This window comes from Psychrobacillus sp. NPDC096623 (genome assembly GCF_044762655.1).
Lineage (GTDB): Bacteria > Bacillota > Bacilli > Bacillales_A > Planococcaceae > Psychrobacillus.
Window position 1 is genome coordinate 746,604 of record NZ_JBIWER010000002.1, and the last position, 13,299, is coordinate 759,902.

Here is a 13,299-nt window from a genome sequence, read left to right on the forward strand (position 1 = left end):
AAAATGTATCGCAAAAATAACACCATTTTTACTATCGACGATTTAATTTCACAAAGTAGTGTGATGGAAGAAATAAAGAATAAGATACACAAAGTTTCTAATACCGATTCGACTATTTTAATAAATGGGGAAACAGGAACCGGAAAAGAAATTGTTGCGCAGTCTATTCACAATCTAAGTAAGCGTTATACTCAACCATTTGTATCTGTAAATTGTGGAGATATTCCCTCCAATTTCTTGGAGCATTTCCTGTTCGGAACAGAGAAAGACAATTTAACTGCTTCACCCGACATCCTTGGAATGTTAGAGCAAGCTAACGGAGGTACAATCTTTCTAGATGAAATTAGTGCATTAGACATCAAGCTTCAAGCTAAATTATTAAAAGTAATTGAAGATAAACTCATCCGTCGGGTAGGAGGAAAACAGGACATACACTTGAATATTCGAGTTTTAGCTGCTACCAATGAAAGTCCAGATAAATTAGTGAGAGAAAGAATATTACGTGAAGACTTGTATTACAGATTAAGTGTTTTTCAATTAGATTTACCACGATTATCTGAAAGGAAAGAGGATATTACTCCACTTATTCGTTATTTTATCGAATTTTATAATCGTCATATGCAAATAAAAATAGAAAAATTGAATGACCAAGTGTTAATAGTTTTTCAACAATATAATTGGCCAGGTAATGTGAGAGAACTTAAAAATGCAATAGAAACTGCGTATAATAATGCAAACACAAATGAGATTAACCTAAATGATATACCAGCGAAAATAAGAAACTACTCAAATGTATTGGAGAAAATTACTTTATCCGAAAACAACTTTAATTTAAAGGATAAAGTGGAGGAATATGAAAAAAGTTTAATTATGATAGAACTAAATAATACTGGTAAAAAACTTGCAGAAACAGCTAGAAAGTTAGGTATCTCCAAACAACTTTTAAAATATAAAATGGGAAAATACGAATTGAGGTAAAAATATTTTTACTGAAGGGGGTGAAAAATTTACCTCCTTTTTTTATTTGTAATTATTAATTAAGATAAAAGAAACTATTAGAAAATTAGTACATTTTCAACATCTAGATGCTTAAAAAGACATTAATTTTGTAAGGGTTTTCAATTAGAATGAGGTAGGAAAGAGGGGAACGGAATGAATAAATCGATTCAACATAGCTTAATAGTGGGGTTTGCATTATTTGCCATATTTTTTGGAGCAGGTAACTTAATATTTCCACCTTCCATCGGAAATGTATCGGGATCTGAATGGGTACCTGCATTAATAGGTTTTTCTATTACTGGTATTGCTCTACCACTGTTAGCAATAATTGCTATTTTAAATGTGGGAGGGAAGTTTGAAGACTTAACCCGCCCAATTAGCCCATGGTTCTATAAAGTTTTTAACTTGTTATTAATGGTTGGTATTGGGATGCTTGTTACGATTCCACGTATGTCAGCAACAACACATGAGTTAGGGGTTCACCAGCTATTTCCAAAAGTACCCTCATTAGTTACAATTATTATCTTTTTTGCAATTAGTTTTTACTTCGCAATGGATAAATCAAATGTTATTGACAAAATTGGTAAAATACTAACACCTTTATTAGTAATTATTCTATTGTTCATCGTTGGAAAAGGGATTTTTGATCCAATTGGTATACCAGTTGTAACGGAAATGAAAAATCCTTTTTCAAACGCTTTCATTAGTGCCTATCAAACAGGAGATGTTATAACTGGTATATTTTGTGCGCCTATCTTTATAGCTGCCATTGCAGCTTTCGGTTATAAAGGAAAGCAAGCTCGTTCGATGGCATTAACAGGAACGATCATAGCTGGAATAGGATTACTTGTTGTATACGGAGGATTATTATTCATAGGAGCTTCGGGTAGTGGGCTATTTCCAGTAGGGATTGAAGATACTACTTTAGTATCTAGGTTAATAGAAATTTCACTTGGTGATTTTGGTTCCATAGCTTTAGCTGTTGCGATTGCTTTAGCGTGTTTAACTTCAGCTATTGGTGTAATTGCTGTAATCGCAGATTTTTTGAACGATTTAACGAATAACAAATTAAACTATCGAATATGGGTTGCTGTCGTATGTATCGTTGGTATAGTAATCGGTTCTGCTGGAGTTGGAGCTATTGTCACTTATGCAATGCCAATCTTCACGGCGTTATATCCTGTGGCAATTGTTTTAGTTATTTTAGGAACTTTCCGCAGATTTATTCCAAATCCAGGTTCGTACCAAGGAGCCATTTTGTTTACATTCATCGTTAGTTTGATAGAAACAGTTGGATCATTAGGCTTATCATTCCCGGTTTTGACTGGAATCATTGCAAAACTACCTTTGAGTGGAAATGGTTTTAGTTGGTTAATACCAGCATTTTTCGGATTTATAGTTGGTAGTATTCTTTATAAATTTATAGGTGGTCAAGGGAATGACACATCGAAAGCTATTTATTCTGAAGAAGCTAAATAATGTAATTTAAATTACAAAGGAGACTTACCTCATGGAATTGACAAGAATTATGTTTAGAAATGCCAAAATTTTCACATCAAATAAAGAAAAAAAATATGCGAATGCAATGATTGTTTATAATGGAAAATTTGAGTGGATTGGTTACCAAGAAGAAATAAAAGATTTTCAAGGAGAAATAATTGATTTACAAGGTAGACGAGTTCTACCGGGAATTATTGATGCACATATGCATCCTCTATTACTTGCGAATTTTTCCAAACAAGTTGCATGTACTCCTCCAGTAGTATATTCCATCAAAGACATGATTCGTGAACTATCTACATTAACTGATGCAGAGTGGATAGAAGGGTGGGGCTATGACGAAGGCAAGCTGAATGAGGGGCGCTCCCCGAATCGCAAAGATTTAGATGAAGTTTCTATTGAAAAGCCAATTGTTGTTACTCGTACATGTGGACATATCATTTCTGTGAATAGTAAAGCTCTTTCCATCGCTGGAATTACAAAAAGTACACCCGATCCTGCTGGTGGGAAAATTGATCGTGATGAGCTTGGTGAACCAACTGGTGTATTGCGAGAGAGTGCTAGATTATTAGTGTTAGATAAAATGCCGCAACTTTCCATGGAAGAAAGTGCCGACCGACTTGCTGAGCTGACAGACTCATTATACGCTCATGGTATAACAGCGATAACAGATTTAATGGCAAGCCACAAGCCACTGGATTTTATGGGTATTTATATATTAGCAAGAGAAAAAGGTTTAATGCAAGATGTTGTACTGTATTATATGTGGCATGATTTAAAAATAAATCCTATTTTAAATGCGGAAAATACGAATCGCCAAAATCCTATTCATATTGGTGGAGTGAAACTGTTTTCAGATGGAAGTGTATCAGGAAGGACAGCATGGGTCGATCCAGCTTTCCTTGGGGAAGAGAATAACTACGGCATATCAACTATTTCTAAAGAAGAACTATTAGAAGCTGCGGAATACGCTAGACGGCATGGTGTACAAATAGTGGTGCATGCAATGGGAGAACAAGCGATAGACTTAATCGTCGATACGTTTTATGGAATGGAAAGTTGGATTCAGGACGGTCCGTCGATACGAATTGAACATGCTGCGATGCCTACTGAAAAAGCAATAGAACGTGCTGCTGAAATGGGAATTGCTTTTGTTCCTCAACCTATCTTTATATACGCAGAAATTGAAAGTTACTTATCGAATTTGGGAGTAGAGCGTACAAAAACAACCTATCCAGTTAAAAAGATGCTACAAGCAGGTATACCTGTTGCATTTTCTTCCGACGCCCCTGCTACTGCATGGGCAGATCCTGTAAATCCTTTTATAGGTATGAAATCAGCAGTAACAAGAGTTGCTTATGATGGCACTGATACAGGAGAAGCAGAAAAGATTGATATTGAAACGGCTATTGAATTGTACACCCGTGGAGCCCAACAAATAACTCGTATTCCATACACGGGACAACTAAAAAAAGAGTTTGAAGCTAATTTTATCGTACTCAATAAAGATATTTTGGAAATTTCTGCTGAAGAAATTGATCAAGTAAATGTAGAAGAGACGTATGTTAAGGGAGTTCTAGTATATAAAAAATAATAATTGAAAAAGCCAAGAGTTTTATAAACTCTTGGCTTTTTCTTTATTAAATTAATCATTTAGAGCCTCCTAACGTATAATCACACACAAAATTAAAGTTAAAAGCGTCTCAATGCCATTTTGAAGCATCCTAAAAATTAACATAAAAAAGCGATGAAAATCAACTTTCCAACTAATAATTAAATAAGGTTCCCAAATACATATTTGGGAACCTTATTTTGTGATAAAATGGGAGGAGAAAGGGTGGAAATAATGCAAAGAGATTTACCGAAAATAGTAAAAGATTTTTTAGTCTATTTAACGACTATTAAAGGGAAATCTTTACGAACACGAAAAGAGTATGAATATGACATCACATTATTTTTAAGATTTCTAATAGCAGTAGAAAATGAATTAGACATAGCTAAAATCGACGAAATCTTTATTAAAGATATAACGATTGATTTTATAAAGGAAGTTACTTTGGAAGATATGTATTTATTTTTGGAATACTGTGAGACGGAGCGTAATAATAGTGCTGCTACGCGCGCAAGGAAGGCAGCAACTCTTAAATCCTTTTTTAAATATTTGAAAGGGAAAAGAAGAATGTTGGACGAAAATCCAGCAGAAGGATTGGAGACGCCGAAAATCGGTAAGAAAAAGCCAATATATATGGATCAACAAGAGGCAGAAATATTTATAGCAGGAATAGAAAAAAGCAAACATTACTTTCGCAATTATAGTATGATTATGTTCTTTTTAAATTTAGGTCTTCGAGTTTCGGAGCTATGCAGCTTAAATATTACTTCTGTCCAGGACAACCTATTGCATGTTATAGGTAAAGGTGATAAAGAACGTACTGTTTTCCTAAACAAAGCTTGTACCGTGTCACTTTATAAATATATGGAAAAGGAACGCCAATACATACAAGGAGCAACGACAAATGAAGCGTTGTTCCTGTCCCAAAAAGGAACTAGACTAACTCGTCAAACAGTTGCAAAAATCATCAAAAAAATCAACCAAGACTCCGGCTTAAACAAAGAAAAACTTACACCGCACAAGCTAAGACACACATCTGCAACTATTATGTATAAAAGCGGTGCAGATATTAGAAGTCTACAGCATATTTTGGGTCATGCCAGTGTATCTACTACCCAAATCTATACACATGTGGAAGATAAAGAAATGCGAAAAGTGATTGAAAACAATCCGTTCAATCTTTTAGGTTAATATAATTATATTATGTAAACTAACGGATATTGAATAAGGACAGACTTATAAAGCATAGGATGATAGTGCATAACCTATAAACATTTCTTAAGGGGGACCTCATTTGACGAATAAACAGTCTTCAGCACCTTTTGAAAAAATGATGATTGTTCGTACTGTCATACTATTAATTGCGTGGTTAAACCAATTTCTTGTCATGAAGGGGTATAGTCCGGTTAAGTTTTCTAACGAAGATGTAGAACTTGGGGTAACGTTTGGTTTTGCTTTTTTTGCTTCCATTTGGGCATGGTGGAAGAACAATGACGTGCGGTACAAAGCGCGAAGAAATACACAATATCTGAAAAATAACGGGTTAAAATAGTTGACTTCTGAGGCTGGAACAGAAGTATAAAATTTAATGTTTTCACTACAAATTTGTTTGTATGTATCTGCCAGTGAAATTCCATCCGTAATTCAAAATAATTATTCTATTTTTAGGTATAAATAATAATATTATGTGAACTAAATTCGTTTTAAAAATATTCTAGGCAAGTGATTCACTTGTCTAGAATATTTTTAATTATTTAATGTGTGTATTCGATAATTCCAAATCCGTCTGCTCCGATGCTAACTTGATTGTCTTCGATTATCGTATCTGAACTATAGAGTAAGTTATATTTTTTGCTTTTTTCAAGTGTAAATTTTTGTTCACTAGAACTTGGATTAAGTAAGACTAAAATAGATTTATTATCGTTATATTTTTTATATCCAAATATACCATTAATATCAGTAGGGTGCAGGAATGTTACAGAGCCTTCATTAGCTAGTAGTTTTTCTTTTTTTCTAAGTGCATTTAAAGTTCGGATATGGCTTTTTAGCTCAACCTGATGATTTTCTTCGTTCCAGTCCATGCATTTTCTACAGCCTGGATCTTGACCACCTGTGAGACCAATTTCGTCCCCATAATAAATACAAGGAGTGCCCATAAAGGTTAGTAGAATAGTAAATACTTGCTTCGTTTTATTAATATTATCCTCGCATTCAGTAAGAATTCTAGCTGTATCATGACTACCAACCAGATTAAACGTATAATTAGACACAGTTTTTGGATAATTGTAGTATACCTTACTCATATTCTCCACAAATTGTTTCGAATTAATGCTATTCTTTGCTAGGAGATTCAATACGTTCGTTTTAAAGGGATAATTCATTACAGCGTCAAATTGATCGCCTCTAAGCCACGGCATGGAATCATGCCAAATTTCCCCAAGGATATAAACATCCGGCTTTGCTTCTTTCACGACTTTTCTAAACTCACGCCAGAATGAATGATCTACCTCATTTGCAACATCCAGTCTCCATCCATCAATATCAAATTTATTAATCCAATAGGTACCTACATCAAGTAGATATTTTTTCACCTCAGGATTAGAAGTATTCAATTTAGGCATAGATTCAACAAACCCAAAAGTCTCATAATTAGGCTTCTCTCCTCCAACAATCGGAAAGCTGTGGATATGGAACCAATCCTTATAAGGTGAGTTTTCTCCATTAACTAATACATCTTGAAAAGGAGGGAAGTAGTAACCGCTATGATTAAATACAGCATCCAACATTACTTTAATACCTCGTTTATGACATTGGGCAATTAGTTCCTTTAATGCATCTGCATCGCCAAACTGAGGGTCCAATTCCATATATTCAATCGTATCGTATTTATGGTTCGAGTATGCTTTAAAAACTGGAGTAAAATAGATCCCATTTACTCCGATGTCTGTTAAGTGGTCTAAGTGCTGTGTAACACCTGCGAAATCACCACCGAAAAAGTTATTTACTGCTGGAGGTTCGCTTCCCCATGCTTTAACATTATCGGGATTTATAGAAGGATCACCGTTACCAAAACGCTCTGGGAATATTTGATACCAAACCGTATCTTTTACCCATTTTGGAGCATGGAACTGTTCATTTTCATGTAAGTAAGGAAAACAAAAGTAATAATCACTATCTACTGGTATACTGTCATAAAATCCTTTTTCAGTGTAAATTACTTCTTCGGCTAATGTATTTAACTTAAACCCATATCGTAATCTATTTGTTGCTGCAAAAACTTCTGTTTCCCAATAGTCATATAAACCATCATTACCAACCAAATTCATGGTAATCTCCGAATACTGCCATTGTCCATTGCTCCAAATATATGGATCACCCATTATTAATGAAACTGAATTTACATCATTTTGCTTTGTTTTGATCCGTATTTGAAGCGTTTGATCGTCTAGTAAATAAGCAAAATTATCGGTCGGTCGGTGAAAAATAGCTGTTTTTTCCATAACACATCTCCTAAAATTTATTTGCGTTTATTTTACTAAATACTTGTTAACAACAAATCACATGACAAGGGGAATTTGAGTTACCAATGAAATATTATAAAAATTTACAAAAAATAGATTGTTTCCTGCTTAAATAAATGTATAATAAAATCATAAGTTGTGCAATCGCTTTCATAGATTTATAGCATTATTATATTCTTCAAATCTTATAGAACCTAATAGAAGATTGATTAGAATATTTTTTAGTGTATTTATGATAGCGCTTTCTTTTAACTTGTTGTGCAAACGGTTGTCCAACTTAGGGGTTTAAAGTGTTCAAACAAAAATATAGGAGGGGTAAAAATGAAAAAGTCTTTAATTTTATTGTTTATGCTTATTATTACGGTTGCTTTACTTGTTGCATGTGGACCGAAAAGAGAGGAAGTAACTCCAACGAACAACGGTGAAAAAGACACAGACACTGGATCTGAAACTACAGAAGAACCAGCAAAACCAGAGAAACTGATCGTTTGGGAAGATACTGATAAATCGGTTGCACTTAAACCAGCAATCGAGTCTTTCGAAAAAGAATATGGTATTAAAGTGGAATTCAAAGAACTAGGTATGGCAGACAAAATGCGTGATCAACTCCGCTTAGATGGCCCATCTGGAACTGGTGCAGATGTAATAACTTTACCTCATGATCAAATCGGTCAACTTGTTACGGAAGGTTTGATTCAAGAAATCGAAGTTAGTGATGATGTGCTTTCAACTTTCAGTGAATCATCTGTTGGAGCGCAAAAGTACGATGGTAAACTTTACGGCTTGCCAAAAGCTACAGAAACACCAGTGTTTATATACAACAAGGCTTTGATGCCTGAAGCACCTGAGACAATGGATGATGTATATGCGTTTTCAAAAGATTTCTCAGATGGTAAAAAGTTTGGGTTCCTAGCATTATGGGATAACTTCTACTTCGCCCATGGTGTTATTGGAGGAATGGGCGGTTACGTCTTCCAAGAAAATGATGGAGCGCTTGATAGAGATGATATTGGTTTAAACAATGAAGGTGCTATCGCTGGAGCAGAATATATTCAAAAATGGTATGCAGAAGGTTTATTCCCTAAAGGAATTATTGGGGAAAGCGGTGGTTCAGCTAAAGATGGTCTATTCAATGAAGGAAAAGTTGCTTCTGTAATGGACGGTCCTTGGGCGTTCCAAAGTATGAAGGATGCAGGAATCGATATCGGTGTTGCAGCAATGCCAACACTTCCAAATGGCGAGCATATGAAAACGTTTATGGGAGTTAAAGGATGGCATGTGTCAGCTTTTACAGAACATAAATACTGGTCAACTAAATTAGTGGAATGGTTAACAAATGAAGAAAATGCAAAAATTCGTTTTGAATTAACGCAAGAAATTCCACCAGTTACAACATTGATAGAAGATCCAATTATTGCTGATAATGAAGGTGCAAAAGCAGTAGCACTTCAATCTCAATACGCTGTACCTATGCCTAATATTCCTGAAATGGCTGAAGTATGGGGACCTGCAGCATCTGCACTTCAAACAATTGCTACTGGTAAAGCAGAACCAAAAGCAGCAATGGATGATGCAGTGAAAAATATTAAAACAAATATTGAAACCAACCATCCGAATTGATAAGAAAAGCGCAAGCGCATGATCTTCGGAAATAGTCTAAGGTCGCGACATCGTGGGACACCGATAAGCGCTGGAAGGATTTAATGTAAAGGCGTTCTAAGCCTTCGCAAAATCCCGAAGCGACTCGAGGGGCTAGGCGCTGGAACTAGACAGACACCGAGTAATAAGCTGAAACTTTCTTATTCTCTAACAAGGCAAAGGCATGTTTCCTTTTAGGGAGCATGGCTTTGCTTCTATATTAGAATGTACATCGTTTACTTCATGTAATTTTGCAAGAAAATATGAGAGTATTCTCCTTTCATAGGAAAGAAGGAGGGGACATTTAATGAATAGTAATGTCACAACCAAACATAGAAAAAATGCTGGGTTATTATCTATCATCCCAGGCTTTGGACAATTTTATAATAAACAGTTTGTAAAAGGAATCATTTTCTTAGTATTAACAATCGCATTTTTTAGTAGCTTCTCTCAAACGCTAAACTGGGGATTTTGGGGCCTGATCACACTTGGAGAAATTCCAATTCTTGATCATTCCATATTCTTATTAATCGATGGCATTATTGCATTGTTGGTAGCTATCATCGGTCTTGGAATTTATGCATTCAATATTTATGATGCTTATAACAATGGAAAAAAACGCGATGAAGGATTCCTATTAAATAGTGTGAGGGAGCAGTATCATAATCTGTTGGATAACGGTTTTCCTTATCTATTGATTTCCCCTGGATTTTTATTATTAATCTTCGTAGTTATATTCCCAATTATCTTTGTAATCCTTCTATCATTTACAAACTATGATTTATATCATTCGCCACCTGCAAAACTGGTAGATTGGGTAGGAATTCAAAACTATATTGATATATTCAAATTAGATCTTTGGAGATCAACATTCTTTGGTGTGCTTGGTTGGACAATTGTTTGGACTTTTGGAGCAACAACATTACAGGTTGCAATAGGAGTCTTTCTGGCAGTTGTCATCAATCAAAAAGATTTAAAAGGGAAAGCATTTTTCCGTACTATATTGATCTTACCGTGGGCAGTACCCGCATTTGTATCGATTCTTATATTTTCGGGTATGTTCAATGAATCATTTGGTGTCGTTAATACGCAAATACTGAGTATGCTAGGCATCGATGCTATTCCTTGGATGACGGAGGAAGTATGGACTCGATTGGCACTGATCTTAATACAATCATGGCTAGGCTTCCCATTTATATTCGCGATGACAACTGGAGTGCTCCAATCTATTCCTGAGGAATTATACGAGGCTGCGAACGTTGATGGTGCCTCTCTGTTCCAGAAATTTCGTGGTATCACTCTACCAATGGTGCTATATGCAACAGCTCCTATTCTCATTACGCAATATACATTTAACTTCAATAATTTCAATGTTATCTTCCTGTTCAACGGTGGAGGTCCCGCGATACCAGGACAAAATGCTGGAGGAACGGATATCTTAATTTCTTGGATTTATCAATTGACGATGACGTCGGGACAATATGGAAAAGCTGCAGCAATTACAATGCTTCTATCACTTATCGTAGTAGCGGTAGCGTTATGGCAATTCAAACGAACCAATTCATTCAAAGAGGAGGATATGATGTAATGACTAATAAGACTGAAAGAATAATCAGACTGTCAGTTTCTTATCTTATTCTTCTAATTGCGGTGATCATAGTTATTTACCCGTTGCTATGGGTAATAGGTTCTTCATTAAACCCTGGGCAAAGTTTATCAGGTTCTACGATGTTTCCGGAAAATCCTACATTTAAACACTATATGGGCCTATTTGATACCGAAAAATCAAATTACGTTTTATGGTACTTAAATTCGATGAAAATTAGTTTAATAACGATGGTATTTGCGGTAATAAGTGTTGCGTTTACTGGTTATGCTTTCTCCCGCTACCGATTTATCGGAAGAAAAAATGGACTTCTTACCTTTTTAGTCCTTCAAATGATTCCAAACTTCGCTGCGCTAATTGCGATCTTTGTACTTGCTAATAGAACAGGTTTGTTAGATACGCATGCTGGGCTAATCCTTATTTATGTGGGTGGACAAATACCAATGAATACTTGGCTGATGAAAGGATATTTGGATACAATTCCAAAAGAACTGGATGAATCTGCGCGTATGGACGGTGCAGGTCATTTGCGAATTTTTTGGCAAATCATTATGCCATTATCTAAGCCAATCATCGCGGTAGTTGCACTGTTCTCGTTTATAGCTCCATTCGGTGATTTCATACTTGCGCGTATTATGCTACGCAGCGAAGAAAAATTCACAATGGGTGTCGGTCTATACGAATTAGTTTCTAAACAATTCGGGAATGAATTTACCACTTTTGCTGCGGGGTCCGTTTTGATAGCTATTCCGATTACAATACTTTTCCTTTCATTCCAAAAGTATTTTATCTCTGGCTTAACTGCTGGAGGTACGAAAGGTTAAATACCTTAATGAAAAGAAGTGATAAAGTATGAAAAAGAGTATTATTTTAAGCCTTTTCCTTTTACTCGTATTGACCACTATTAGTCCACAAACATTTTTCGCAAGTGTAGATCGAAAGCTGCAGGATGAGGTTATTTACATGATTATGGTGGACCGATTTAACAACGGTGATAAGAGTAATGACAAAGATGCTAATATCAACGATCCACTTGCGTATCATGGTGGAGACTTTAAAGGTATTACCGAAAAGCTAGATTATATGAAAGAAATGGGTTTTACAGCAATTTGGTTGACTCCCATTTTTGAGAATATGGATAAAGGGTACCATGGCTACTGGATAAAGGATTTTTATAAAACAAATGAGCATTTTGGTTCGATGGAAGACTTTAAAACACTTGTAGATGAAGCGCACAAAAGGGATATAAAAGTCATTCTGGATTTTGTCGTTAACCATGTTGGACCCAACCACGAGTGGTTAAATGACCCTTCTAAAAAAGACTGGTTTCATGAAAACAAGACCATTTCCAATTGGAATGACCAACAAGAAGTGGAAACAGGTTGGTTATATGATTTACCCGACTTAAACCAGGATAATCCAGCGGTTAGTAAGTATCTTTTAGATGCTGCCAAATGGTGGATTCAGGAAACAGATATCGATGGTTACAGACTGGACACAGTTAAACATGTTCCAAAGGATTTTTGGACCGAATTCTCAGCAGAAGTGAAATCAGTGAAAAAATCCTTCTTTTTAATAGGCGAGGTCTGGCATGATAACCCCAATGTCATCGTTAGCTATCAGGATACTGGTATCGATGGCTTTATGGACTTTTCCCAAAATGATGCTCTACAAACTGCTTTTGAAAAATCAAATCAATCACTGGGTTGGTTATTTTCAAATAATGATCGAAATAATAAACTTTTTAAGCGTCCGGAACTGCTTGGGCAATTTATCGACAATCATGATATGCAACGGTTCACTAATTTAGCTATTCAAAACAATCAGGATCCAGTAGCAAGGTTAAAGCTAGGCTTATCTTATTTGTTTACTGCTCCAGGCATACCAATCATCTACTATGGCACTGAAATCGCATTAGACGGAGGAAATGATCCAGATAATCGCCGTATGATGAATTTTGAGGCAGATGATGAGTTGATTGAGTATATTAAGCAACTTGGTGCAATAAGGCAGCAACAACTACCGCTTACTAGAGGAGAAATGGAGCTTCTAGTTGATGACGCAGGATTGACTGTCTTTAAGAGAACCTATGATGATGAAACAATAATAGTAGCAATTAACAATACTTCTGAAGAACAAAGCGTAGTGCTAGAAGAGATAGAAAAAGTGAATGAATTGCAAGGTTTATTAGCTGGGGAACTAGTTAGGTTAGATGAAGATGGGTATACGATTCAACTGGAAAGTGGCCAGTCCGAAATATATAAGCAAGTAAAAAACCAGGTAGATAATCGGTTACCATTAACTGTTTTGATAGGCAGTATTATTTTATTATTAGTAATCCTGTTAATTTGGTTCCAAAGGTCAAAACAAAAAAAATCGAAAAAATTATCTATTTAAGTGTGTTCCAATTTAACGGTTGTCGA

The 13,299-nt window shown here is 35.5% G+C and carries 10 protein-coding genes; 9 read left to right on the plus strand and 1 reads right to left on the minus strand.

Annotated features, from left to right (window positions below; genetic code table 11):
- Window positions 1–3 precede the first annotated feature (3 nt).
- From ACIQX2_RS08460 to ACIQX2_RS08480, 5 genes are all read left to right on the plus strand, one after another.
- A complete protein-coding gene (locus ACIQX2_RS08460) occupies window positions 4–978 on the plus strand; it encodes a sigma 54-interacting transcriptional regulator (protein WP_402848553.1) in 975 nt (324 codons plus the stop codon).
- A gap of 174 nt (window positions 979–1,152) precedes the next feature.
- Complete coding sequence (gene brnQ / locus ACIQX2_RS08465; RefSeq protein ID WP_402848556.1) at window positions 1,153–2,478, plus strand: branched-chain amino acid transport system II carrier protein; 1,326 nt, start codon at window positions 1,153–1,155, stop codon at window positions 2,476–2,478.
- 31 nt (window positions 2,479–2,509) lie between these two features.
- Window positions 2,510–4,093: an amidohydrolase gene (locus ACIQX2_RS08470; protein WP_402848558.1), complete on the plus strand. Its 1,584-nt coding sequence runs from the start codon at window positions 2,510–2,512 to the stop codon at window positions 4,091–4,093.
- Between the two features lie 252 nt (window positions 4,094–4,345).
- Entirely contained in the window at window positions 4,346–5,302 is a 957-nt protein-coding gene (locus ACIQX2_RS08475) for a tyrosine-type recombinase/integrase (protein ID WP_402849174.1), read from the plus strand.
- A 103-nt stretch (window positions 5,303–5,405) separates the two neighbouring features.
- Window positions 5,406–5,663 (plus strand): phage holin, encoded by a 258-nt coding sequence (locus tag ACIQX2_RS08480; RefSeq protein WP_402848561.1) that lies wholly within the window; start codon window positions 5,406–5,408, stop codon window positions 5,661–5,663.
- Window positions 5,664–5,865: 202 nt separating this feature from the next.
- Here ACIQX2_RS08480 and ACIQX2_RS08485 read toward each other — a convergent pair whose 3' ends face one another.
- Window positions 5,866–7,611, minus strand: a complete 1,746-nt coding sequence (locus ACIQX2_RS08485; RefSeq protein WP_402848564.1) for a glycoside hydrolase family 13 protein — start codon at window positions 7,609–7,611, stop codon at window positions 5,866–5,868.
- A 342-nt stretch (window positions 7,612–7,953) separates the two neighbouring features.
- Here ACIQX2_RS08485 and ACIQX2_RS08490 point away from each other — a divergent pair, with 342 nt between their 5' ends.
- The 4 genes from ACIQX2_RS08490 (at window position 7,954) to ACIQX2_RS08505 (ending at window position 13,273) form a co-directional block, all read left to right on the plus strand.
- Window positions 7,954–9,252, plus strand: a complete 1,299-nt coding sequence (locus tag ACIQX2_RS08490) for an extracellular solute-binding protein (protein WP_402848567.1) — start codon at window positions 7,954–7,956, stop codon at window positions 9,250–9,252.
- 325 nt (window positions 9,253–9,577) lie between these two features.
- Window positions 9,578–10,858: a carbohydrate ABC transporter permease gene (locus ACIQX2_RS08495; protein WP_402848570.1), complete on the plus strand. Its 1,281-nt coding sequence runs from the start codon at window positions 9,578–9,580 to the stop codon at window positions 10,856–10,858.
- Window positions 10,858–11,700, plus strand: a complete 843-nt coding sequence (locus tag ACIQX2_RS08500; protein ID WP_402848573.1) for a sugar ABC transporter permease — start codon at window positions 10,858–10,860, stop codon at window positions 11,698–11,700. Before ACIQX2_RS08495 ends, ACIQX2_RS08500 begins: the two co-directional genes overlap by 1 nt.
- A 28-nt stretch (window positions 11,701–11,728) precedes the next feature.
- Window positions 11,729–13,273 (plus strand): alpha-amylase family glycosyl hydrolase, encoded by a 1,545-nt coding sequence (locus tag ACIQX2_RS08505; RefSeq protein WP_402848575.1) that lies wholly within the window; start codon window positions 11,729–11,731, stop codon window positions 13,271–13,273.
- Window positions 13,274–13,299 lie beyond the last annotated feature (26 nt).